Annotated in this window: 23 protein-coding genes; 21 read left to right on the top strand and 2 right to left on the bottom strand. The window is 57.1% G+C overall.

What is annotated here, in order from left to right; translation table 11 throughout:
- Position 1 precedes the first annotated feature (1 nt).
- From rsmH to mraY, 6 genes are read left to right on the top strand one after another with little or no spacing between them, the layout of a single operon-like run.
- Positions 2-988 (top strand): 16S rRNA (cytosine(1402)-N(4))-methyltransferase RsmH, encoded by a 987-nt coding sequence (gene rsmH / locus BXY66_RS10055; RefSeq protein ID WP_132859973.1) that lies wholly within the window; start codon positions 2-4, stop codon positions 986-988.
- The gene (gene ftsL / locus BXY66_RS10050) at positions 988-1,341 is read left to right on the top strand and encodes a cell division protein FtsL (RefSeq protein WP_132859972.1); all 354 of its coding nucleotides are present in this window, start codon (positions 988-990) and stop codon (positions 1,339-1,341) included. The genes rsmH and ftsL overlap by 1 nt, the downstream gene beginning before the upstream one ends.
- On the top strand, positions 1,338-3,122 hold the full coding sequence (locus tag BXY66_RS10045) for a peptidoglycan D,D-transpeptidase FtsI family protein (RefSeq protein WP_132859971.1): 1,785 nt from the start codon (positions 1,338-1,340) through the stop codon (positions 3,120-3,122). Before ftsL ends, BXY66_RS10045 begins: the two co-directional genes overlap by 4 nt.
- A gap of 18 nt (positions 3,123-3,140) precedes the next feature.
- Positions 3,141-4,622: a UDP-N-acetylmuramoyl-L-alanyl-D-glutamate--2,6-diaminopimelate ligase gene (locus tag BXY66_RS10040; RefSeq protein ID WP_132859970.1), complete on the top strand. Its 1,482-nt coding sequence runs from the start codon at positions 3,141-3,143 to the stop codon at positions 4,620-4,622.
- Positions 4,619-6,061, top strand: a complete 1,443-nt coding sequence (locus tag BXY66_RS10035; protein WP_132859969.1) for a UDP-N-acetylmuramoyl-tripeptide--D-alanyl-D-alanine ligase — start codon at positions 4,619-4,621, stop codon at positions 6,059-6,061. The genes BXY66_RS10040 and BXY66_RS10035 overlap by 4 nt, the downstream gene beginning before the upstream one ends.
- Complete coding sequence (gene mraY, locus BXY66_RS10030) at positions 6,062-7,144, top strand: phospho-N-acetylmuramoyl-pentapeptide-transferase (protein ID WP_132859968.1); 1,083 nt, start codon at positions 6,062-6,064, stop codon at positions 7,142-7,144.
- A gap of 2 nt (positions 7,145-7,146) precedes the next feature.
- On the opposite strand, the gene BXY66_RS10025 is transcribed toward mraY, so the two are convergent.
- Positions 7,147-7,602 (bottom strand): hypothetical protein, encoded by a 456-nt coding sequence (locus tag BXY66_RS10025; protein ID WP_165929146.1) that lies wholly within the window; start codon positions 7,600-7,602, stop codon positions 7,147-7,149.
- 258 nt (positions 7,603-7,860) lie between these two features.
- On the opposite strand from BXY66_RS10025, the gene murD reads away from it, so the two are divergent.
- Together murD and BXY66_RS10015 are read left to right on the top strand one after the other, a co-directional pair.
- Positions 7,861-9,261, top strand: coding sequence for a UDP-N-acetylmuramoyl-L-alanine--D-glutamate ligase (murD, locus tag BXY66_RS10020; protein ID WP_132859966.1), 1,401 nt, complete (start codon positions 7,861-7,863; stop codon positions 9,259-9,261).
- Between the two features lie 164 nt (positions 9,262-9,425).
- Positions 9,426-9,746, top strand: coding sequence for an HPF/RaiA family ribosome-associated protein (locus BXY66_RS10015; RefSeq protein WP_243694339.1), 321 nt, complete (start codon positions 9,426-9,428; stop codon positions 9,744-9,746).
- Between the two features lie 58 nt (positions 9,747-9,804).
- Here BXY66_RS10015 and BXY66_RS10010 read toward each other — a convergent pair whose 3' ends face one another.
- Positions 9,805-10,986 carry a BaiN/RdsA family NAD(P)/FAD-dependent oxidoreductase gene (locus BXY66_RS10010; protein WP_132859965.1) on the bottom strand — a complete coding sequence of 394 codons (1,182 nt, stop codon included), beginning with the start codon at positions 10,984-10,986 and terminating at the stop codon, positions 9,805-9,807.
- Between the two features lie 186 nt (positions 10,987-11,172).
- On the opposite strand from BXY66_RS10010, the gene ftsW reads away from it, so the two are divergent.
- The 13 genes from ftsW to lpxC all read left to right on the top strand — a co-directional run bounded on the left by ftsW (position 11,173) and on the right by lpxC (position 24,299).
- On the top strand, positions 11,173-12,339 hold the full coding sequence (ftsW, locus tag BXY66_RS10005; protein ID WP_132860414.1) for a putative lipid II flippase FtsW: 1,167 nt from the start codon (positions 11,173-11,175) through the stop codon (positions 12,337-12,339).
- A complete protein-coding gene (locus BXY66_RS10000) occupies positions 12,336-13,430 on the top strand; it encodes a UDP-N-acetylglucosamine--N-acetylmuramyl-(pentapeptide) pyrophosphoryl-undecaprenol N-acetylglucosamine transferase (protein ID WP_132859964.1) in 1,095 nt (364 codons plus the stop codon). The genes ftsW and BXY66_RS10000 overlap by 4 nt, the downstream gene beginning before the upstream one ends.
- A 4-nt stretch (positions 13,431-13,434) precedes the next feature.
- Positions 13,435-14,841 (top strand): UDP-N-acetylmuramate--L-alanine ligase, encoded by a 1,407-nt coding sequence (murC, locus tag BXY66_RS09995; protein ID WP_132859963.1) that lies wholly within the window; start codon positions 13,435-13,437, stop codon positions 14,839-14,841.
- A gap of 64 nt (positions 14,842-14,905) precedes the next feature.
- A complete protein-coding gene (locus BXY66_RS09990) occupies positions 14,906-16,108 on the top strand; it encodes an APC family permease (RefSeq protein ID WP_132859962.1) in 1,203 nt (400 codons plus the stop codon).
- A complete protein-coding gene (locus BXY66_RS09985; protein ID WP_132859961.1) occupies positions 16,109-16,366 on the top strand; it encodes a DUF2484 family protein in 258 nt (85 codons plus the stop codon).
- Entirely contained in the window at positions 16,363-16,608 is a 246-nt protein-coding gene (locus BXY66_RS09980) for a DUF2484 family protein (protein ID WP_132859960.1), read from the top strand. The genes BXY66_RS09985 and BXY66_RS09980 overlap by 4 nt, the downstream gene beginning before the upstream one ends.
- Positions 16,608-16,916 (top strand): hypothetical protein, encoded by a 309-nt coding sequence (locus BXY66_RS09975; RefSeq protein WP_132859959.1) that lies wholly within the window; start codon positions 16,608-16,610, stop codon positions 16,914-16,916. The genes BXY66_RS09980 and BXY66_RS09975 overlap by 1 nt, the downstream gene beginning before the upstream one ends.
- A gap of 70 nt (positions 16,917-16,986) precedes the next feature.
- A complete protein-coding gene (gene murB, locus BXY66_RS09970) occupies positions 16,987-17,913 on the top strand; it encodes a UDP-N-acetylmuramate dehydrogenase (protein ID WP_132859958.1) in 927 nt (308 codons plus the stop codon).
- A gap of 126 nt (positions 17,914-18,039) precedes the next feature.
- Positions 18,040-18,954: a D-alanine--D-alanine ligase gene (locus BXY66_RS09965; RefSeq protein WP_132859957.1), complete on the top strand. Its 915-nt coding sequence runs from the start codon at positions 18,040-18,042 to the stop codon at positions 18,952-18,954.
- On the top strand, positions 18,942-19,811 hold the full coding sequence (locus BXY66_RS09960; protein ID WP_132859956.1) for a cell division protein FtsQ/DivIB: 870 nt from the start codon (positions 18,942-18,944) through the stop codon (positions 19,809-19,811). Before BXY66_RS09965 ends, BXY66_RS09960 begins: the two co-directional genes overlap by 13 nt.
- A gap of 1 nt (position 19,812) precedes the next feature.
- Positions 19,813-21,147 carry a cell division protein FtsA gene (gene ftsA / locus BXY66_RS09955; protein ID WP_207911302.1) on the top strand — a complete coding sequence of 445 codons (1,335 nt, stop codon included), beginning with the start codon at positions 19,813-19,815 and terminating at the stop codon, positions 21,145-21,147.
- Between the two features lie 354 nt (positions 21,148-21,501).
- Positions 21,502-23,166 (top strand): cell division protein FtsZ, encoded by a 1,665-nt coding sequence (gene ftsZ / locus BXY66_RS09950; protein WP_132859955.1) that lies wholly within the window; start codon positions 21,502-21,504, stop codon positions 23,164-23,166.
- A gap of 209 nt (positions 23,167-23,375) precedes the next feature.
- On the top strand, positions 23,376-24,299 hold the full coding sequence (gene lpxC / locus BXY66_RS09945; protein ID WP_132859954.1) for a UDP-3-O-acyl-N-acetylglucosamine deacetylase: 924 nt from the start codon (positions 23,376-23,378) through the stop codon (positions 24,297-24,299).
- Positions 24,300-24,315: the final 16 nt, after the last annotated feature.

Below are 24,315 nucleotides of genomic sequence, written 5' to 3'. Positions count from 1 at the left end.
GATGAGCGCGCAAGAGAGTTCATCGCGTCCTCACATTCCGGTACTGCTGGCCCCACTGCTTCGTGAAGTTTCCCCTGTTGGTGGAGTCTGGCTGGACGGAACCTTTGGGGCTGGCGGTTACAGTCGCGGTTTGATTGACGCCGGGGCCGACAAAGTCATTGGCGTAGATCGCGATCCGTTGGCCTTTGATTTGGCTGCCCCGTGGATTGACGCTTATGACGGGCGGATCGAAATGGTGGCTGGCGTTTTTTCAAAGATGGACGAGTACGCACAGAACCTTGACGGGGTTGTGCTCGATCTCGGCGTGAGTTCGATGCAGCTTGATTTGGCTGAGCGGGGTTTCTCGTTCATGAAAGACGGTCCGTTGGACATGCGGATGAGCCAAGACGGTATGTCTGCGGCAGATATCGTGAATGAGGCTACAGAAGTCGAGATCGCGGACATTCTTTACCAATTCGGGGAAGAGCGCGCGAGCCGGCGCATTGCGAAAGCGATCGTCAGGGAGCGAACACTCGAGCCAATTACCAACACGCTGAGGCTCGCGGAAATTGTCGAAGGGTGTTTGCCGCGTCCAAAACCTGGGCAGAGCCATCCGGCGACGCGGTCTTTTCAAGGACTGCGGATTGCCGTGAATGACGAGTATGGCGAGTTGTTCCGGGGACTTATGGCGGCTGAGCGAGCGCTGAAGCCGGGAGGGTTGCTAGCGGTGGTGACGTTTCATTCGGTCGAGGACCGGATGGTGAAACGGTTTCTGCAGGCGCGAGCAGGAAAACAGGGCAATGTTAACCGCTATGCGCCTGAAACAGAGAAAGAAAAACCGGCATTTGAGCTTGTGACGCGCAAGGCAGTCGGGCCCGATCCGGAAGAGTTGGACGACAACCCGCGCGCGCGATCTGCGAAATTGCGAGTGGCGCGACGCACGGATGCTCCGGCGGGGGATGTGACGGGCAAGGCCATCGGCATGCCAACAGTCGGGGGTAAACGGTAATGCGTACCATAATGTTCATTGTGACCGTAGTTGGCGTGATCTGCGTGTCGGTGTGGGCTTATCAAGAGAACTACAGCACTCAGCGCATGATTAAGGACACTGAACGGCTTGAGCGTCAGATCGGTGTGGCTCAGGCGCGACTGGCTGTTCTGCGTGCGGAATGGGCATATCTCAATCGCCCGGACCGACTTAGGGATCTTGCAGACATCAACTATAATGACTTGCAGCTTTTGCCGTTGCGGCCAGACCAGTTCGGAATTGTTGAGCAGGTGGCCTATCCGATAGATGAGAGTCTGCTTGGCATCGAAAATGCGACGGAAGTCTCTGCCGATTTGGATGGAGAGCGCCCATGACCAGAAAGCCGCTTCGTCCACTTGCGTCAATTCTGAAAGCCCGGCGTGACGGCGAGAGTGCTGAAGCGATCGAGCGGGCCAATCTGCGTGAGCGCCACGAGGAAATGCAAAACAAAGGGCGGGCGCGGGCAGAAGGGCGCCTTCTTGTTATGTCGTTCCTGTTTCTAGCGGCCTTCGGAACCGTGGGGGTACGCATGGGGACTGTGAGCATGACCGATGCCACGGAGCCTCGCAGAAGTTTTAGTGCGAGCCATATTCAGGCCGAACGCGCCGATATTGTGGACCGCAAGGGGCGTATTCTGGCGACAAATCTGGAAACGCACGCGCTTTATGCGCAGCCACCGCACATGATCGACAAGGAGCGCGTGGCGCGCGAGCTTGCGGCGATTTTTCCTGATCTGAAAGAAGAACGGCTGGTGAAAGACTTTACTGGCAAGCGTAAGTTCCTGTGGATCAAGAAGAAATTAAGCCCGGAGCAGAAGCAGGCGGTCCATGACATAGGCGATCCTGGCTTGCAATTCGGTCGTCGCGAGATGCGTTTGTACCCCAATGGCCAACTGGCAGCGCACGTTCTTGGCGGGGCAACTTTTGGCGAAGAGGACGTTCATGCAGCCGAGCTGATTGGTGTGGCTGGCGTTGAGAAATACTTCGATGAAGTCCTTCGCGACCCTGCAAACGGTGGCCGTGCGCTAACTTTGTCTATTGATTTGACGGTGCAGGATGCGTCTGAACGCGTTCTTTACGGTGGTATGAAGTTGATGAACGCCAAGGGCGCATCGTCTGTGCTGATGGATGTGCACACAGGCGAAGTGATTGCCATGGTGTCGCTGCCAGATTTTGATCCGAACGATCGACCACGTCCGCCGACGCAGGGCAACGCAGGGGACAGCCCGTTGTTCAATCGCGCCGTTCAGGGGCTTTACGAGCTTGGCTCGACTTTCAAGATTTTCACTGCGGCGCAGTCGATGGACCTTGGCTTGGCGAACCCGTCGACCCTGATCAATACGGCGGGACCGCTGCGGTGGGGAAAATTCAAAATTCGCGATTTCCGCAACTATGGCGCCGAGCTTACAGTGACGAAGATCATCGTGAAGTCTTCCAACATCGGAACGGCCCGTATGGCGCAGGTGATCGGTGCGGCCCGTCAACAGGATTTCCTTGGCAAACTTGGGTTCTTTGAACCTACGCCGGTTGAGCTGGTGGAGGCCAAGGGTGCTGAGCCCTTGCTGCCCAAAAACTGGTCGGAACTGTCGACTATGACCATTTCCTATGGACACGGTTTGTCTGCAAGCCCTCTGCATCTGGCGGCTGGCTATGCGGCGATTGCCAATGGCGGCACCCAGGTTTTGCCGACCATTTTGAAACGAGATCGCGTGCAGGAGGGACCGCGGGTGCTCAGCGAAACCAGTGCGGCTGCGGCTCGCAAGATGCTGAGGAAAGTGGTTAGCGAAGGAACAGCGTCGTTTGGTGAGGTGCCAGGCTATGCGGTTGGAGGAAAGACTGGAACCGCGGACAAACCCAAGGAGCGAGGTGGCGGATACTATGACGATAAGGTCATCGCAACATTTGCGTCTATGTTCCCCGCGCACGACCCCAAATACGTGTTGATTGTGTCTTTGGACGAACCGGTGGAAACGTCTGGAACAGAGCCGCGACGCACCGCCGGCTGGACCGCCGTGCCGGTTGCGGCCGAAATGATTGCGCGTGTGGCGCCCTTGTTGGGTCTCCGTCCGCAAGTTGAACCCGCAGAGCTTGCTGATATAACCCTGACATCGAATTAAGCCGAAAAGGCGGGGCGGATGACAGCGGGCAAAAAACAGCTTTCGGAACTAGGACTTGCGGCGGCTGGCGGCGCGAATCCCGACATATTGGGTTTGGCTGTGGACAGTCGCGAAGTGCGAGAAGGCTTCCTTTTTGCGGCTTTGCCCGGCACGCGGGTTCACGGTGGGGAGTTCATTCAATATGCCTTGCGTCAGGGGGCGGCCGCGGTTCTGACCGATGCTGAAGGAGCTCGGATCGCTGCCGATGAGCTTGCGGAAAGCGGCGCCGCTTTGGTTGTCACGGAAGACCCGCGGATGGCATTGGCCTATGGTGCTGCGCTCTGGTTCGGTGCCCAGCCCGGAGTTATGGCGGCAGTGACGGGCACAAACGGCAAGACATCGGTCGCGACGTTCCTGCGCATGATCTGGCAGGAACTGGGACTGGAGGCCATCAATCTTGGTACCACCGGTGTTGAAGGCGATTTCACCGCGCCGCTCAATCACACAACTCCGGAGCCGATCACTTTGCATCGTACTCTTTCGGCTGCGGCCGAGGCAGACATTGCTTTTGGCGCGATGGAGGCGTCCTCTCACGGGTTGGCTCAGCGGCGGCTGGACGGTGTACACCTGAAAGCCGCGGGTTTTACGAATTTCACACAGGACCATCTCGACTATCACGCCACATTTGAAGAGTATTTCGACGCCAAGGCAGGACTGTTTGATCGTGTTCTGGCAGATGACGGCACGGCAGTGATCAACATAGACGACCCGCGAGGGCCGGACATGGTTTTGATTGCGAAGGACCGTGGTCAGGACATCATAACGGTCGGGCGCGAGGGTGCTGATCTGGAATTACTGGGCCAACGATTTGATGCGACTGGTCAGGACATCCGGTTTGCCTTTAGAGGCAAGACCTATATGGCGCGGTTGAACCTGCTTGGCGGTTTTCAGGCGGAGAACGTGTTGCTGGCGGCCGGTTTGGCGATTGCCTGCGGTGCCGAGCCTGAAAGGGTCTTTGAGGTTCTCGGGTCGCTCAAAACGGTTCGGGGTCGCATGCAACTTGCTGCGACACGAGAAAACGGTGCGGCCATTTTTGTCGACTATGCCCATACACCGGATGCGGTGAAAACGGCGCTGCAGGCGATGCGCCCTCATGTCATGGGGCGCTTGATTGCCATTGTTGGCGCAGGCGGAGACCGAGACGCCGGAAAACGTATTTTGATGGGGCAGGCGGCGGCGGAAAACGCAGACATTGTTTTCGTGACCGACGACAATCCACGCACCGAAGATCCGGCATCCATTCGTGCCGCCGTGATGGAAGGGGCACCGGAGGCGACGGAAGTCGGGGACCGTGCCGAGGCAATTTTGCGCGCCGTGGATGCTTTGCAGGCGGGGGACACGCTTCTTATCGCCGGCAAAGGGCATGAGAGCGGGCAGATCATCGGTTCAGATGTGTTGCCATTTGATGATGCGGAGCAAGCCAGTGTGGCGGTTGCCGCTCTGGATGGAGGGATCGCATGAGCTTGTGGACTGCAGAGGAAGCCGCGAAAGCCACGGGTGGTAGAGCAATTGGAAACTGGTCCGTCAGCGGGGTTTCCATTGACACACGTACCATTGAAACGGGTGATTTGTTTGTGGCTTTGACCGCCGCGCGGGACGGTCACGATTTTGTTGCGCAGGCTATTGGCCAAGGGGCCGGAGCTGCTCTGGTCAGCCGTATTCCTGAAGGTCTGTCAGAAGATGCGCCGCTTTTGATCGTTGACGACGTTCTTGCGGGGCTGGAAGCTTTGGGGCGGGCAGGGCGCGCGCGTACCGCCGCGCGGGTTTTGGCGGTTACGGGATCAGTCGGCAAAACCTCCACAAAGGAAATGCTGCGCGCGATGCTGTCTGCGCAGGGCCGAACACACGCTTCTGTTGCAAGCTACAACAACCACTGGGGTGTGCCGCTGACCTTGGCCCGCATGCCTGCGGACACGGAATTCGCCGTGATCGAGATTGGCATGAACCATCCCGGTGAAATCGCCCCGTTGGCGAAGATGGCACGGCCCCATGTCGGTTTGGTCACAACCGTTGCTGCGGTGCACCTGGAAGCATTCGATGATGTCGCGGGCATTGCGAGCGAGAAAGCGGCAATATTTGACGGTCTGGAGCCGACAGGGGTGGCCGTATTCAACGCGGATATTGAAACGGTAGATGTCCTGCGGGCGCATGCAGGAGATTTGGGGGCCGCAAAGGTCGAGTTCGGCAAAACTTCGGGCGAATGGACCCTAAAAGACGTCACCTTGTCTGGAAACGTCACAGTCGCGCGGGCAGTGGCCAACGGCGAGCCTTTGGTTTTCAAAGTGCAAAGCGCGGGGCAGCACTTTGCGATGAACGCTTTGGGTGCATTGGCTGCCGTTGAAGCGTTGGGGGCCGATTTGGCGCTTGCGGCGGCGGCGCTTGGAAACTGGACACCATATACCGGTCGCGGAGCCCGCGAAACTGTCGTGCTTGATCCGGTTGAGACCGATCGCGCAATTGACTTGATAGACGATGCTTACAATGCCAACCCGACATCGCTTGGTGCCGCGCTGGATGTTCTCGCGGCCGCGCATGTCCAGAACGATGTGGGCCGGATCGGGAAAGGACGCCGCATTGCGTTTGTCGGTGACATGAAAGAACTCGGTCCGCAGGAAGTCGCTATGCACGCAAACATCGCGCTGCACCCGGCGCTGGACAAGATCGATACGGTTCATTGCGTTGGCCCCTTGATGAAACACCTTTATGAAGCTTTGCCAGAGGCCAAGAGGGGTCTTTGGACGGAAACAAGCGACGAAATGGCAGCTGATGTCAGGCGTCTTGTGGATGCAGGAGATGCCGTGCTTGCCAAGGGCTCTTTGTCCATGGCGCTGGCCAAGGTGGTTGACGCAATTCGTAAACTCGGTCATCCCGCCGCAAACAAAAAGAACGAGGACACCTGAATGCTCTATTGGCTGACGCAACTGTCGGAGGGCGGGGATTTTTTCAACCTGTTCCGCTACATCACTTTCCGTGCGGGCGGGGCGTTTATGACGGCCTTGATCTTTGGTTTCCTGTTTGGGCGGCCCCTGATTGATGTGTTGCGCCGCAAGCAGGGCAAAGGCCAGCCGATCCGTGATGATGGTCCAGAAGGACATTTTGTGAAGGCGGGCACTCCGACCATGGGCGGCTTGTTGATTGTGGGCGCGTTGGTGACCTCGACACTCTTGTGGGCACGCTGGGACAACGGTTTTGTCTGGATGATCCTCTTTGTGACACTGTCCTATGGTCTGATCGGCTTTGCCGATGATTATGCCAAAGTGAGCAAGCAGAACACCAAAGGTGTGTCCAGCAAAGTGCGTTTGCTACTCGGTTTTGTGATCGCCATGGTGGCGGGTCTTTGGGCCACGTTCCTCCAGCCCGAACTATTGCAGAACAAGCTGGCAGTGCCGGTCTTTAAGGAAGTGCTGTTTCACATGGGCATTTTTTATGTGCCCTTTGCCATGTTCGTGATTGTAGGGGCTGCGAACGCTGTGAACCTGACCGACGGTCTGGACGGTTTGGCAATCATGCCGGTTATGATCGCGGCAGGCGCGCTAGGTGTTATCGCCTACGCCGTCGGTCGCGTCGACTTTACGGAATATCTGGATGTGCACTATGTCCCGGGTACTGGCGAAATCCTTATCTTTGTGGCCGGGCTCATCGGTGGCGGATTGGGCTTCTTGTGGTACAACGCTCCGCCAGCTGCGGTGTTTATGGGTGATACAGGCTCGCTCGCGCTGGGTGGTGCCTTGGGGGCGATTGCTGTGGCGACCAAGCACGAGTTGGTGCTGGGCATCATTGGCGGCCTGTTTGTGGTGGAAGCGCTCAGCGTGATCATTCAGGTGCTCTACTTCAAACGCACCGGCAAGCGTGTGTTCCTGATGGCGCCGATCCATCACCACTACGAGAAAAAAGGCTGGTCGGAGCCGCAGATCGTGATCCGATTCTGGATCGTGGCGGTTATTCTGGCGATGATTGGTCTGGCGACGTTGAAGTTGCGGTGAGGTTATTTGTCAGCCGGTGGCGGCAGCAAATCACTCAGCGTTGATCGCAAATAGATCAAGCCATCCGAATAGAGCGCCTTTGGCTGTGGAGGATCACCCATCCAATCCGATCTTCGAAGTGGAGTCGGTAGGTTCAGTGCGTCAGAATCCGAACACCGAAATAGGATAATCTCCACGGCAAAACGCTCGGCACCATCGCTCGAAAAGTGATCAGGGTAGACAAAAGAAGACGCGTTTATTGTTGTGCCCGGAGGGAACCTCTGCACCTCAAATTGAAACGGGGGGTCTTCAGGGGCGTGATACAAAAGCCAATGGGGCGGGAAGCCCCACCAAGTACCTTCCGGGTTCTTTGCAATGGTCAGCGCCCAAAGCCGATTGGCGGGATTTGGGTCCAGTGGCCCAACTGACATAAGATTGCAGAAAGCCTCGCCGGTATCGTTGGCAAGTACCCAATCCATGCGCGCTCTGTCTGGACTTTCCCACTCGATGTTCGAAACTTCGAAGCGGGGCAGTTTAGAGACTTGTGCTTGAATAGGTTGGCTCAAAATGAACGCGGCACAAATCGTGGCTAGCCCATTGGCAAAAGTCTTCATCACTCATCCTTTTGGTGAAACCCTAAGCGTAGTTTCGCGTGTTGAAAACTGGAGATTTGCTTTGCTTGTGCATCCGTGTGTCACAAGGCAGTCTGGGCGCGACGAGACGATGGGGAACGAGCGATGATTCCGGTACAAGGCTATGAAGGTGCGCAGGTGGCTGTGCTGGGGTTGGGACGTTCCGGCTTTGCCACGGCGCGGGCGCTGCGCGATGGCGGGGCGGAGGCGATCTGTTGGGACGACAACCCTGTGGCGCGCGAAAAGGCTGAGGCCGAGGGGTTTGCCTGTCGGGATTTGCTGAAGCAAGGCGCGTTTGAGGGCGTGGCGGCGTTGATTGTCAGCCCGGGCATTCCGCATCTTTACCCAGAGCCGAACCCGGTTGTGAAGGCGGCCTTGCTGGCGGGTGTGCCGGTGGACAACGATATTGGGCTCTTTTTCCGGTCGTTCGCGACGCGGGAGTGGGACATGTATGAAACCACGCCGCAGGTGGTGGCGGTGACGGGGTCAAATGGCAAGTCGACCACGTCCGCGTTGATCCATCATGTGTTGACCGAGGCGGGGCGGCGCACGCAACTGGCGGGCAATATCGGGCGCGGGGTGCTAGATCTTGAACCGGCAGAGGATGGCGAGGTCGTGGTGCTGGAGCTGTCGAGCTATCAGACCGATCTGGCGCGCAGCCTGACGCCGGATGTGTGTGTCTTCACCAATCTCAGCCCTGATCATCTGGACCGGCATGCGGGCATGGGCGGCTATTTCGCGGCCAAACGTCGGTTGTTTGCCGAAGGCGGGCCGGATCGGGCCGTGGTGGGTGTCGATGAGGACGAAGGGCTTTATCTGGCAGGGCAGTTGAGCGAAGGCGCGGGGGATGATCGGGTGATCCGCGTATCGATCGAGCGCAAGTTGACCGAGGCGGGGTGGAATGTGTTCGCCCGCAAAGGATTTTTGAGTGAATACCGCAAGGGACGGCAGGCTGGCTCGATTGACCTGCGCGCGATCAAAGGCCTGCCGGGGGCGCACAACCATCAGAATGCCTGTGCCGCTTATGCTGTGTGCCGGTCCTTGGGATTGGCGCCGAAAGTGATCGAGAAGGCGTTTGAGAGTTTCGGTGGTTTGCCACACCGCAGCCAGATCATTGCCGAAGCAAATGGCGTGACCTTTGTGAACGACAGCAAGGCCACAAATGTGGATGCTGCGAAGATGGCGCTGTCTGCTTTCAAGCGCATACGATGGATCTGTGGCGGGTTGGAGAAAGAAGGTGGTTTGGGGACCCTGACGGAGAGCGCCGGAGAGGTTGTGAAAGCCTATGTCATCGGGCGGGAAGCTGCCGGCTTTGCGATGCAGTTGAAAGGCGTCGAAGCCGAGGTGTGCACCACCATGGAGACAGCAGTGGAACGGGCAATGAAAGAGGCGCAAAGCGGTGAGGTTGTGCTTTTGGCGCCAGCTGCGGCCAGCTTTGATCAATACGACAGTTTTGAGAAACGCGGTGAAGATTTTGTCGCCCAGGTGCAGGCGCGATTGAATTAAAGGTGTGTCGCATTTGATGGTTTTTGCGGGTTGGGTTTGACCTCTGTCAAAGTGGGCGAAAAGGCGCCGAACTATCGTCAGGTCGAACAGCGATTTTCCCTGTTCAAACCTTGTTTTAGCAAGGGGCTGACCATAGGTCAGTAGTGTAACAAAGAGAGGATCTGATGATGCAAATTCAGGTGAACACCGACAACTTTATTCATGGTGACGAGCGTGTGATCGAAGTGGCCGAACTGGCCGTTCAGAACGATCTCGAACACTTGAGCGATCGGTTGACCCGTGTTGAGGTGCATCTGAAAGACCAGAATGCGGACAAGCATGGGCCGGATCATATTTTGTGCACCATGGAGGCCCGTCCGCGGGGCATGGACCCGATGTCGGCACACCACGAAGCTGCGGATATTCAGGCAGCTTTGAAGGGGTCTGCAAAGAAACTTCGGACACGTCTGTCGAGCGTCTTTGAAAAGGCAGATGCGCATCGCTGAGAATTGCTGTAATGGACAACACGGCCTCTCTGGTTTCAGAGGGGCCGTTTCTTTTTGTTTAGTGTCGGGCGCGTATGGATTGACCCGCGGCCCAGCCCGAGCTCCAAGCCCATTGGAAATTGAAGCCCCCAAGCCAACCAGTGACATCAACTGCCTCGCCGATGGCAAAGAGGCCAGGCAATGATTTGGATTCCATTGTTTTGGAGGACAGCCCGTCGGTGTTGATCCCTCCAAGGGTGACTTCGGCGGTACGATAACCTTCTGTCCCGGAAGGGCGCAGTCGCCAGCTTTGCAAAGCCTCGCAAAGCGAGTTCAGGGCGCTGTCTGACTGGTCGGCAAGATTGCCTCGCAAATCGAGGCTTCCTGACAAATGGTCAACCAGTCGAGCCGGCAAGAGCGTGGCGAGTTCGGTTGTCAGGTTACGGCGACCCTGTTCCTGACGCCGGCTGCGCAGGACGCTGAGAGGGTCAGAGTCCGGGAAGAGATTTACAATTATCTCTTGGCCCTCCTGCCAATACGAACTGATTTGCAACATGGCCGGCCCGGAAAGGCCGCGGTGAGTGAACAGCATGGCTTCTTCAAAAGAAACGCCATTGGCGGCTGCGCGGACCGGGAGTGCCACGCCTGATATGTCCTTGAAGCGTTGTTCCGAGAAGGTGAATGGAACGAGGCCGGCGCGGGTTTCTGTGAGCGACAAGCCGAATTGCAGGGCGAGGTCATAGGCGAGGCCGGTTGCACCCATCTTTGGGATCGACTTGCCTCCTGTCGCAAGAACAAGGTTCGTGCAATTTTGAGTTTGGCGTTGCCCCGCTTTTTCGGTCTCAACAGTGAAAGCTGTTCCATCATGGCGCACGCTGACGACAGATGTTTCCAGGCGGAGCTGTGCGCCAGCTTTTGTCATTTCGGCGCGCAACATCGCGATGATGTCCTTTGCCGAGTTGTCGCAGAAAAGCTGGCCTAGTGTTTTCTCGTGGTAGGGGATGCCGTGGGCCGCGACCAAATCGACGAAATCCCATTGCGTGTAGCGGCTGAGCGCGGATTTGCAGAAATGGGGGTTGCCGCTCAGAAAATTCTCTGGACCGGCGTACATGTTGGTGAAGTTGCAGCGCCCGCCGCCGGAGATGCGGATTTTCTCTCCCGGAGCCTTGGCGTGATCAAGCACAAGCGTGCGCCCACCTGTTTGTGTCGCGCACATCATGCCGGCTGCACCAGCGCCAAGAATGATTGTATCCCATTTCATGTTTGCGGGGTGCCTCATGAACGGCGAAGCGTCAAGGGCGTGCGGTCGCGCAACTTATCGGGTTCTCTTTACTTTCCATGAAGGGTTTTGGGTGTTAAGGTTCCGCTCAGACCCGGCAAACGGGCAGCTTGTGGAACCGAGAAAACCGGCCACGGGCAAACAGAGGCAGAGATCGGCGGTTATCCGATGACAGAGATGGTTTATGGTGCGCTTCCTGCGCACGAGCGTGAGCCCGTATTGCCCAAGTGGTGGCAGACGCTGGATAAATGGACGATGACGTCCATCCTTTTGCTGTTTGTGATTGGGATTATGCTGGGAATGGCGGCGAGCCCTCCGTTGGCGGCAAAAAACGGGTTCGAACCCTTCCACTACGTTAAAAAGCAGGCGATTTTCGGCGGCGCAGCTTTAGTCGCAATGTTGTTGACGTCCATGATGTCTCCCAAACTTGTCCGACGCTTATCGGTGCTTGGTTTTGGCGTGACAATGATTGCGTTGGTGCTGCTTCCATTTTTTGGCACCGACTTTGGCAAAGGCGCGATGCGATGGTATTCGCTCGGATTTGCGTCAATTCAGCCGTCTGAGTTTCTGAAACCCGGATTTGTAGTTGTCTGTGCGTGGATGATGGCGGCGAACGAAGAGATTAATGGCCCCCCGGGGCGCATGTGGTCGTTTCTTTTGATGATCACGATTGTTCTGATCCTCGCAATGCAGCCAGACTTTGGTCAGGCTTGCCTGATCTTGTTTGGCTGGAGTGTGATGTACTTTGTGTCCGGCGCGCCGATGATGTTGATCGGTGGCATCCTGCTGGCGTTGGTCCCCGCGGCGCAGTTGGCCTATTCCAGTTCGGAACACTTTGCCCGACGGATCGACGGGTTTCTGGACCGGTCGCTCGACCCCACCACACAGATTGGCTATGCCACAAACGCCATCCGCGAGGGTGGGCTGTTCGGAGTTGGCGTGGGGGAAGGCACGGTGAAGTGGTCTTTGCCCGACGCGCACACTGATTTCATCATTTCGGTTGCTGCAGAAGAATACGGACTGATCCTCGTGTTGCTGATCATCGCGCTTTACGCGACCGTGGTTCTGCGCAGTTACTTCCGTTTGATGCGCGAACGCGATCCATTTATCCGGCTTGCCGGTACCGGATTGGTGAGCATCTTTGGCGTTCAGGCGATGGTGAACATGGGCGTTGCAGTGCGTCTTTTGCCATCCAAAGGCATGACTTTGCCGTTCGTGAGCTATGGCGGGTCTTCCCTGATTGCAGGGGGGATTGCAGTCGGCATGATTTTGGCGTTTACCCGCAGCCGGCCTCAGGGCGAGATCGGTGATATTCTGCGGGGAAACGTGAGATGAGTAGACAGCCACTTCTGGTGATTGCAGCAGGCGGTACAGGTGGACATATGTTCCCGGCGCAGGCGCTGGCCGAGGTGATGTTGCGCAAAGGCTGGCGTGTGAAACTGTCGACCGACGCGCGGGGTGCGCGTTACACTGGTGGCTTTCCGCACACTGTCGAGATCGAGCAAATGAGTTCCGCTACGTTCGCGCGTGGCGGTGTTCTTGCAAAGATTGCTGTTCCGTTTCGCATTTTGGGCGGTGTTTTTGGCGCGGTCATGAAAATGCGGCGCGACCGTCCAGATGTCGTTGTTGGTTTTGGCGGCTATCCGACCATACCAGCGATGGGCGCGGCGTGGCTGATGAAGTTGCCGCGTATGATCCACGAGCAAAACGGAATTCTGGGGCGGGTCAACGAGGTTTTTGCCAAGCGCGTAGACGTTGTGGCATGTGGCACTTGGCCGACAACTTTGCCGGATGACGTCGAAGGCCAGCACGTGGGAAATCCAGTGCGAAAAGCAGTCATGGATCGCGCTGGCGCAGGCTATATCGAGCCGGGCGACTACCCCATGTCGATGCTTATAATAGGCGGTTCGCAGGGCGCACGAATTCTGAGCGACGTGGTTCCGGCTGCAGTGGCGTCCTTGCCGCAAGAAATTTTACGAAACCTGCGCGTAAGTCATCAGGCACGTGACGAGGATTTTGACCGCGTGACGTCTTTTTACGCGGAACACGGAATCGCGGCAGACGTGCAGCCGTTTTTCAATGATGTACCTGCTCGGATGAGTGAGGCGCAGTTGGTGGTTTCGCGTTCGGGCGCATCCAGTGTTGCAGATATCAGCGTGATCGGTCGTCCTTCGATTTTGATACCGTTCGCCGCCGCAGCCGGAGATCACCAGACTGCAAACGCAAAGGGGCTTTCTGAAGCGGGTGGGGCGATTGTGATCCCCGAAAGCCTGCTGTCAGCGGAAAGCTTGTCAGAACAAATGGCGCTGATACTCGGTAACCCTCAGGGAGCCAATCAGATGGCGGCCGCAGCACTGCGGGCCGGCAAGCCAGACGCGACCGAAGCACTGGTCGCGCTCGTCGAAACGCTTGCGCACAAGGAATAAGAACATGAACGCAGCGACGAAACTTCCCGGCGACGTGGGCGCCATTCACTTTGTTGGTATTGGTGGAATTGGCATGTCAGGCATTGCCGAAGTGCTAATCAATCATGGCTATCAGGTGCAGGGTTCTGATCTGAAATCGACAAAGATCACCGAGCGGCTTGCGGGAATGGGCGCAACGATCTTTGAAGGTCAACGTGCAGAAAACCTGGAAAATGCAGAAGTGGTGGTGATTTCCAGCGCAATCAAACCGGGCAACCCGGAGTTGGACGAAGCGCGCCTCAAGGGTTTGCCGGTGGTGCGCCGCGCCGAGATGTTGGCCGAATTAATGCGGTTGAAATCCAATATTGCGGTTGCGGGAACACACGGCAAGACAACGACCACGACGATGGTCGCGGCGTTGCTGGATCACGGCAAATTTGACCCAACCGTTATCAACGGCGGCATTATCCACGCCTATGGTTCCAATGCGCGAGTGGGGGATGGCGAATGGATGGTTGTCGAAGCCGACGAAAGCGACGGGACGTTCAACCGTCTTCCCGCAACCATTGCTATTGTGACAAATATTGATCCGGAGCACATGGAGCATTGGGGGACGGAGGAAGCCTTGCACAAGGGCTTTTATGACTTCGTTTCCAACATTCCATTCTACGGATTGGCAGTGTGCTGCACCGACGATCCGGATGTTCAGACGCTGGTTGGCAAGATCACCGATCGCCGCGTAGTGACCTTTGGGTTCAATGCGCAAGCCGACGTCCGCGCTGTGAATTTGACATACAAAGCGGGCGTTGCGCACTTTGACATTCAGTTGCAGGCCGAGAACAAGGTCATCGAGAACTGTTCTCTTCCAATGCCGGGTGATCACAACGTATCGAATGCCTTGTCCGCCGTTGCTATTGCGCGGCATTTGGGAATGAAGCTGGATGAAATTCGTGATGCGTTGGCAAGCTTCGGCGGCGTGAACCGGCGGTTCACCAAGGTTGGTGAAATCAAAGGGGGAGTGCCGGTTATTGACGACTATGGGCATCACCCTGTGGAGATTGCCGCAGTATTGAAGGCTGCGAGACAAGCAATTGGTGACAGCGGCGGCCGTGTGATCGCGGTACACCAACCACATCGCTACACACGCCTTCATTCTTTGTTTGAAGATTTTTGCACCTGCTTTAACGAGGCGGATGTGGTTGGCATCGCAGATGTGTTTGCCGCCGGAGAAGCTCCGATTGAGGGCGCAAGCCGTGACGACCTGATCGCCGGCCTTGTTGCGCATGGTCACCGGCATGCCGTAGCGATCAGCAACGAAGACGATCTGGTCAGGTTGGTGGACGACGCGGCAAATACGGGTGATATTGTTGTCTGCCTTGGCGCCGGCTCGATCAGCGCTTGGGCCAACGCGCTTCCAAAACGTCTCAGTTAACTAAAAACCACTGGAAATTTCCGTTCATTTGACCTCTTTTCTAGAAAAAGACTTGAGGGCAGACGTGTCGGAACATCTCAAACGCAATGTGGGTCTGGGCCTGCTCATCGCTTATGGCGTTGGCGTTATGGTGGGTGCGGGGATTTACGTGCTCGTCGGTGCTGTGGCGGGCGAAGCCGGGATCTATGCACCTATAGCGTTTTTGCTTGCCGGCCTTGTCGCGGCTCCAACGGCATTAAGCTACGGCGAGCTGTCTGCCCGTATCCCCGAGGCGGCAGGAGAGGCTGCTTTTGTTCATAAGGCCTTCCGGTCGCAAGCTGTGGCGGTGATCGTCGGTCTTGCGATAGTCGCTACCGGTGTTGTGTCGGCCGCCGCAGTACTGCGTGGCGGTGCGGGGTATTTACTGGCGCTGGTGACAGTCCCTGAGGTGGCAGCGATTGTCGTCTTGGCCATTCTCCTGACAGCCGTTGCCCTTTATGGGGTTATGGAAAGCCTCGCTCTCGCGGCGGTGTTCACTATCGTCGAACTTGCAGGGCTTGCTCTGGTTGTCTGGGCCGGATGGGATGCGCCTCTGTCGCCCGACTGGCAAAATGCAACGGCTCCCGGTTTCACCGAATGGCCTTGGGCTGCGATCGGGACGGCGGCAGTTTTGGCGTTCTTTGCTTTCATCGGGTTTGAAGACATCGTGAACATGGCGGAAGAGGTGGAGCGCCCCGAACGGAATATTCCCAGAGCAATTGTGGTGTCGCTTGTATTGACGACGTTGGTCTACGCCTTGGTGACGTGGGTTACAGTAAGGGTTGTTCCAATGCAGGCGTTGGCAGGCAGCGAGAGTCCATTGGTGCTTGTACTGCAAACTCGGGACAGCGCGGCGACCGGCGCGATCCTTGCTGGAATTGCTGTCTTTGCGGCACTGAATGGCGTTTTGGCGCAAATTGTGATGGCCAGCCGTGTTCTATTCGGTTTGGGGCGTCGCAGCCGCGCACTGGCTGTGTTTCACCATGTGCACCCAAAACGGGGCACGCCCTATAGCGCCACTGTTTTGGTGGGGGGCTTGGTCATTGCCGCCGCCATGAGCGCCAATGTGGCAAAGCTGGCTGAGGTCACGTCTATTATATTGTTGAGCGCGTTTGTTGTCATGAATGGTGCTTTGATCGTGTTAAAACGGCGAGAGCCGGAATCCCCGTTTCGGGTTTCAATGGCAGTGCCCGTTCTGGGGTTGGTGCTGTCTTTGGGCGCCTTGGCGCTGTTCTTGGGAGGAATATGAATGAGTCTGGCACTAAAGCTTGCCTGCTTCTGGGTTTTGGCAGCGACGGGTGTCGCGATGCTACCGATGCGATACCAGTATGTGCCGGGAGTGGCGTTGTTACTGGTTGCTCCGGTTCTGATCGGTGTGATTTGGCATGACCACGGTTTCTGGTTTGGCGCTGCGGCTTTGTTTGGTTTTGTCTCGATGTTCCGCAAGCCGCTGGTCTTTTTTGGTCGCAAGGCGCTTGGGCTTCCGACGGAAGAGGTGCCGAAATGACCCTCTCACTTGGTCTGGCGTGTCTTTGGCTGGTGGCTGCCAACTTCAGGGCGATGTTTCCCAGTAAGGACCATCTCTGGAAATTCGCGTACTTCATGATCGCGATTGGCGTGCCAATACTGATTGGCGTGTATGTCCAAAATGGTCCCTGGGTCGCTTTGATCCTGCTGATCATGGGCGGATGGATTATGCGCTGGCCGGTGTACTACGCTTGGCTCTGGCTGAAGAGGCGGGTGAGCTGATGTTGGACCTCGCATTAGGCTTGAGTGCTCTGATCTGGTTTTGCGTGTTGTTGTTTCCTGTCTACGGCTTCGTGGCAGGCAAGCGAGATCGGCGTGAGCATTTGAAGAGGGCACAGGGCATTGTTTTGAGCCTGGCGGCGCTTTTGTTGCTCTTTGACCTAACCTTGGGTGTCATGGTCACCGAAGAAGAAATGATCGAGCTTGAAAGGTTGCAAGGCTATCGCTGGTGGATGCTGGGCGCTTTGGCGGTCTCTTTGGCGACGGCTTGGCTTTTGTTCGCCCAGGGACAAAAACGGCGGGTTGGCTGACAACGCGCATGGGCTTGCTCAGGACTAGCGCCTTCGGTATCGCTTCGTTCAAATTCACAGGAGTTTCCAGATGACAGCAATGCCCCGGCCGCGTGGTAAACTGACCGAAAACAAGGTGCTCTCCGATTTAACGTGGCTGCGTGTAGGCGGGCCTGCGGACTTCCTGTTCCAACCCGCAGATATTGAGGATCTGTCTGCATTTCAGAAGGCCTTGCCTGCTGGCATAGACGTTTTTCCGATGGGTGTCGGAAGTAATTTAATTGTGCGCGATGGCGGGCTAAGGGCGGTCGTGGTCCGTCTTGGGCGTGGGTTCAATGGTATTGAAATCGAAGGCAACCGTGTTCGTGCGGGTGCGGCGGCACTGGACGCCCACGTAGCGCGAAAAGCGGCGGCAGCGGGAGTTGATCTCACATTTTTGCGCACGATCCCGGGTGCAATCGGCGGCGCGGTTCGCATGAACGCCGGTTGCTATGGCAGCTATATAGCGGACGTTTTCGTCGAGGCGACAGCCGTTACGCGTGCGGGTGAGATTGTAAAATTGACCGCAGAAGACCTTCAGTTTCAATACCGGCAGACAGACCTGCAACACGGTTGCGTGCTGGTTGAAGCCGTTCTTGAAGGGCCAAGTGGAAATCCGGAAGACCTCGAAGCTCGAATGATTGATCAACTGACCAAGCGTGATGCAACGCAGCCCACAAAAGAACGGAGTGCTGGTAGCACCTTTCGCAATCCCGCGGGCTTCAGTTCAACAGGCAAATCCGATGATGTACATGATCTCAAGGCCTGGAAAGTCATTGACGATGCAGGAATGCGTGGTGCGCGGGTAGGTGGAGCCCAGATGAGCGAAATGCATTCCAACTTTATGATAAATGCGGACAACGCAACTGCCTCGGATCTGGAAAATCTGGGTGAGGAAGTGAGAAAAAGGGTTTTCCAAAACAGTGGAATAGATTTACAGTGGGAAATCATGCGCATCGGTGAACCGATAAGCGAATGAAGGCAAAGCTGAACCGGCAACAGGCACAAAATTATGGCCGGACAGCGAACGCAGGTAACGGGCGAAACGCCCTAAATAACAAGAGCCAGACAAAGATCGGCTCGGGACATTGAGGCACGTAGGGTTATGTCGAGCGGGACAAACCCCAAAGTGGCGGTATTGATGGGTGGACCCTCTGCTGAGCGCGAGGTGTCACTGTCGACAGGGCGTGAATGCGCAGCCGCACTGCGGGAAGCAGGCTATGAAGTGGTTGAGGTCGATGCCGGCCCCGACGTTGCTGCGCGCCTTGGTGAAATCTCTCCTGATGTGGTTTTCAATGCCCTGCATGGCCGTTGGGGCGAAGACGGCTGTGTGCAGGGTTTGCTCGAGTGGCTGAGGATTCCCTATTCGCATTCCGGAGTGCTCGCCTCTGCGCTCGCGATGGACAAGCAGCGCTCAAAGGACGTTTTCAAGCGGGCAGGACTGCCGGTCGTTGAGAGCGTGATTGCCGCAAAGAAAGAGGTCTCTGCGCGCCACCTGATGGAGCCGCCATATGTGGTGAAGCCCAACAATGAGGGCAGTTCTGTTGGCATCTATATTGTCAACGAAGGTGCCAACACCCCTCCAAAATTGTCCGAGGACATGCCTGAGAACGTGATGGTCGAAACCTATGCGCCCGGTCGGGAGCTTACGACCACAGTGATGGGCGATCGTGCGCTTGGCGTGACCGATATCATCACCGATGGCTGGTACGACTACGAAGCCAAATATGCAGAAGGCGGGTCGCGTCACGAAATTCCGGCAAACGTACCGCAAGAGATTTACGATGCATGTCTCGAGTATGCGATACGGGCGCACAACGCGCTGGGGTGCAAAGGTGTCACCCGTACCGACTTTCGATGGGATGAGGCCCGAGGGCTGGACGGCTTGATCCTGCTTGAAACCAATACCCAACCTGGAATGACGCCGACTTCTCTTTCGCCGGAGCAGGCCGCGCATGCCGGTATGACCTTTCCCGAGTTCTGTAGCTGGATCGTGGAGGACGCGTCATGCGACAGGTGACCCACCGCGCCGATCCGGCGCCTTCGCGCTGGAAATACCGCATGGAGCGGCTTTTCCTGACACCGTTGTTTCGCTTGGCACTGCGGACGGTTTTGCCGTTTGCAGTCGTTCTTGGGGCGGGTATGTGGTGGCTATCGGATGAAGGTCGTCGGGATCAACTGAACCTGACAATTGCAGAGTTCCGGCGCGAATTGGCGACCCGACCGGAGTTCATGGTCAATGCGATGGCCATTGACGGTGCGTCGGAAAGCACTGCGGAAGACATCCGCGAGGTTCTGTCTTTGGATTTTCCGATCAGCAGCTTCGATCTTGAGCTGTCAGAAATTCAAGAGCGCGCCGAGGAGTTGCCGGGGATTGCCAGCGTCGCGGTGCGCATTCGTCCAGGCGGCATTTTGCAGTTCAATGTTGAAGAGCGCACGCCGGTTGCCCTCTGGCGTACGCATCAGGGCCTCGCGTTGGTCGACATCGAAGGCAATGTCACACAGCCAATGGTGGCCATGCTGGATCACCCTTCAAAACCGTTGATCGCGGGCGAAGGCGGCGACGGCCATGTGGGCGAGGCCATGAAGCTTTTTGCGGCAGCTAAGCCGCTCGGAGACCGTGTCATTGGCCTTGTGCGCGTTGGGCAGCGCCGTTGGGATCTCGTGCTGGATCGCAAGCAGCGCATTTTGTTGCCCGAGACAGGCGCCGTGCAGGCTCTTGAACGGGTGATCGCTCTGAACGGCGCTCATGACATGTTTGAGCGTGATTTGGTGGTGGTGGATATGCGCCTTGCTGCGCGGCCGACAATCCGGCTGACGCAGGCGGCGGTAGAAGAATGGTGGCGGATTAGCCAGCTCTCTGCAGGGAATAATTGAGATGACAGAGCTTTACGAATCCCAACGGGCCATGCGCAACATGCGCAAAGCGGCGATGCAAAGGGGCGTGGTTGCGGTTCTGGATGTGGGTAGTTCCAAGATCGCCTGTCTGGTTCTGCGATTTGACGGCACAGACCGGTTGAATGCGGCTGACGGCATCGGATCGATGGCCGGGCAAAGCGGGTTTCGCGTGATTGGTGCGGCGACGACAAGGTCGCGCGGAGTGCGATTTGGCGAGATCAGCGCAATGCAGGAAACAGAGCGCGCAATCCGAACTGCAATTCAGGCTGCCCAAAAGATGGCGAAAATCCGTGTTGATCACGTGATTGCCTGCTTCTCGGGAGCCGAGCCGCGGTCCTACGGGCTGGATGGCAGCGTTGATGTGGAAGCTGAAGTTGTTTCAGAGCAGGATGTGGCGCGTGTACTGGCGGCATGCGACGTTCCAGACTATGGCGCAGGGCGTGAAGTCTTGCATGCACAGCCGGTGAACTTTGCTTTGGACCATCGTTCGGGCCTTGGTGATCCACGCGGGCAAGTTGGGCAAACTCTAACGACGGACATGCATATGCTGACTGTAGACGAGGTTGCTATTCAGAACCTCGCCTATTGCGTAAAGCGCTGTGACCTTGAGCTCGCAGGGATCGCAAGTTCGGCCTATGTGTCCGGCATGTCGGCTCTGGTCGAAGACGAGCAGGAGCTTGGCGCGGCGTGTATCGACATGGGTGGTGGAGCAACCAGCCTTTCCATTTTTATGAAGAAGCACATGATCTATGCGGACACTGTTCGTATGGGGGGAGAGCATGTCACCAGCGACATCTCGATGGGACTCCAGGTGCCGACTGCCAACGCCGAGCGGATCAAGACATTTTACGGCGGCGTTCACGCCACGGGCATGGATGACCGCGAAATGATCGAGCTTGAGGGCGACACGGGTGATTGGGAGCATGACCGACGTACAGTAAGCCGCGCTGAATTGATCGGGATCATGCGGCCGCGCGTTGAGGAAATTCTTGAGGAAGTTCGTACCCGACTGGACATTGCCGGTTTCGAGCATCTGCCCAGCCAGCAGATCGTCCTGACAGGTGGCGGGAGCCAGATTCCTGGTCTGGATGGGCTCGCCTCCAAAATTCTTGGGCAGCAAGTCCGGCTGGGGCGTCCGATGCGTGTGCACGGCTTGCCGCAGGCGGCCACGGGTCCTGCTTTTGCCAGTGCAGTCGGAATGTGTCTGTTTGCGACGCACCCGCAGGATGAGTGGTGGGACTTCGACTTGCCTGTGGAGCGCTATCCGGTTCGGTCACTCAAGCGTGCAGTGAAATGGTTCAAGGACAATTGGTGAGACGTCATTTTCGGGGGTGACGGCTGATTGGCCTTGGGATAAGCTTGTGGATAACCGTGTATAAGTGCGGGCAAGCAGGCCGAGCAGTGGCCTCCAATAGTGCGATGTGAGTCTCTCCGTTTGGGTGTTTCCGACGGGAGTATTTCTCGTGTTTGTGGGGGATTTTTGAAAACCCGCAAAATCTATGCATTTGAGCGAAATGCCGCGGATTTCATGGCTTTTTTGGCTATATTTTGTGGTCTTTCGTGCTTTTGGGGATGACGATTCCTGAAAGCGTGGGTAATAATACCTGTTGAGAAGGCAGAATAATTCCCGGCGTAAGCGGGGAGAGAAACAAAACAGGCGGACAGTTCTATGGCTTTGAATCTGACGATGCCCGATGAGGGTGATCTGAAACCCCGTATCACCGTTTTTGGTGTTGGCGGTGCTGGTGGTAACGCGGTCAACAATATGATCGCCAAAGAGCTCGAAGGCGTCGAATTCGTCGTTGCCAACACCGACGCTCAGGCGCTCCAGCAAAGCGACGCCGACAAGCGCGTGCAGCTTGGCGTGAAGGTAACCGAAGGGCTTGGCGCAGGCGCGCGCCCATCGGTGGGCTCTGCCGCTGCAGAGGAAAGCATCGAGCAGATCGTAGATCACCTCGCGGGCGCGCACATGTGCTTTATCACTGCGGGTATGGGGGGCGGCACCGGTACTGGCGCTGCGCCGATTATTGCACAGGCTGCCCGTGAACTGGGCGTTTTGACGGTGGGCGTTGTTACCAAGCCGTTCCAGTTCGAAGGCGCTAAGCGTATGCGGCAGGCTGAAGAGGGTGTCGAACAGCTTCAGAAGATGGTCGACACGCTGATCATTATTCCGAACCAGAACCTGTTCCGTCTTGCGAATGAAAAGACCACCTTTACCGAAGCCTTCTCGATGGCAGACGATGTTCTGTATCAAGGCGTAAAGGGTGTAACGGACCTTATGGTGCGTCCTGGCTTGATCAACCTCGACTTCGCGGACGTTCGCGCCGTAATGGACGAGATGGGCAAAGCGATGATGGGGACCGGTGAGGCTGAAGGTGAGAACCGTGCCATTCAGGCTGCCGAGAAAGCGATCGCAAACCCGCTGCTGGACGAGATTTCGCTGCGGGGCGCGAAGGGTGTGCTTATCAACATCACGGGTGGCCACGATCTGACACTGTTCGAACTGGACGAAGCGGCCAACCGCATTCGTCAAGAGGTCGACGAAGACGCCAACATCATCGTGGGCTCTACGATGGACGGCTCTCTTGAAGGCGGTATGCGCGTCTCGGTTGTTGCAACCGGAATTGATGCATCGGAAAGCACAAGCCCGATGCCGCTTCCCCGCCGTAGTATGGCGGCGCCACTGCCGACAGCAGAGGTTGCCGTTCCCGCAACAGAAACTCCGGTTGCGCCGACTGTAACGGCTGCGACACCGATGACCGCGGAAGCCAACGAGACACCGGTCGTGGCGGGCGAACCGGGTCTATTCGACACACTTGATCCGCAAACAGCGGCTGCGGAAGACCAGATGGAGCACATCTTCGAAGAAGAGGCGCCTTCGGCACCTGTCTTCGATGCGACCACAGCAGGTGGTGACGATGTTCCTGCACCGGCTTACCAGCCAGCTCCAGCCGAGCCTGCAGTGATGCAGGCGGAAGAGACCGAAGAGTTTGTTGCCCCGCAGCGCCCCGCGCCGGGAACGCCGACGCCGCAACTGATGGCGCGTCTGCAGGCAGCTGTCGAAAAAGCGCCGGCTGCCCCGGCCCGTCCGGCGGAACCGGCAGCGACCGAGGCTCCTGAAGGTGACGAACGTCCGCGCTTCGGTATCAACAACCTGTTCAACCGCATGGCGGGTAATCAACAGGCGGAAGCCCAAGCGCCACGCGCCGCGCAACAACCGCGTGTGCAGCCTTCTGTACAGCCCACGGTTCAGTCCGCGGAACCCGCTCAGCAGGCTGACGCAGAGCAGGAGCGGATCGAGATTCCGGCATTCTTGCGTCGCCAGGCTAACTAATCTCAAAAATATTTCGTCAAAAGCCGCTCCCAATCGGGGCGGCTTTTTTCATTGTTTTATAGGTGTTTAGGAGGCAATTGGCGATCTTCTGCCGATTTGTTTCAGCCATGTTTCAGAGCGTTACAAAGATTGAGTTGAGGTGACAGCGCTGACCTTTTACCTCAATGATGCGGCCAACTGGGGTGTGCCGCGTCACTTAGGGGCAACCTGTGCAAGCCACGCTTAAAACAAACGTCACATTTAATGGAACCGGCCTTCATTCGGGGCAGCCAGTGCGCATGACTGTGCAGCCGGCATCAGCGAATTTTGGTATCTGGTTCAAGCGGATTGATGTGATTGGCAAGGATGCATTGGTTCCAGCCCGCTGGGACGCCGTTGAGCAAACCGCCTTGTGTACCCGCATTGTGAACAGCGCTGGCGTTTCCGTTGGTACGATCGAGCACGTTATGGCTGCTCTGGCGGGGTGCGGTATTCACAATGCACTGATCGAGATAGACTCCTCCGAAGTACCAATCATGGATGGCAGCTCGGCAGACTTTGTACGCGCTTTCCTGCGGGCCGGCCTTGTAAAACAGGACGCGCCTGTGCGCGCAATCCGCGTTTTGAAGCCGATCTCGGTGACACGTGGTGATGCGCGCGCCGAACTGATCCCTGATCGGGACATGCAAATGGAGTTCCATATCGACTTTGAAGATGCCGCAATTGGTCAGCAGACCAAGGGCATCACGCTGTCGAACGGGAGTTTCGTTCGTGAGTTGAGCGACAGCCGCACTTTCTGTCGGCAAGCAGACGTTGAAGCCATGCAGGCCAACGGTCTCGCTTTAGGTGGGAACCCCGAAGAAAACGCTGTCGTATTTGACGGTGATAAAATTCTGAGCCCTGGCGGGCTCCGCCACATCGATGAGCCGGTGCGACACAAGATGCTGGACGCAGTTGGCGATCTGTATCTGGCAGGCGCACCGATTCTGGGTCGTTATCGGGGGTTCCGTGCTGGGCACTCCCTGACAAACGAATTGCTGCGCACATTGTTTGCCGATCCTGATGCCTGGTGTTTCGAAGATTGTGCGCCTGATCAGGCCGCCCGCTTGCCCGGTGCGGGTGTGCATATCGGTGAAATTCCCGCGGTCGCCTGATCCAAGTGCCCGAAAT

It is taken from the genome of Shimia isoporae, from assembly GCF_004346865.1.
Lineage (GTDB): Bacteria > Pseudomonadota > Alphaproteobacteria > Rhodobacterales > Rhodobacteraceae > Shimia > Shimia isoporae.
The sequence above is the reverse complement of the archived record's forward strand: the minus strand, read 5'-3'. Positions and strand labels throughout refer to the sequence as shown.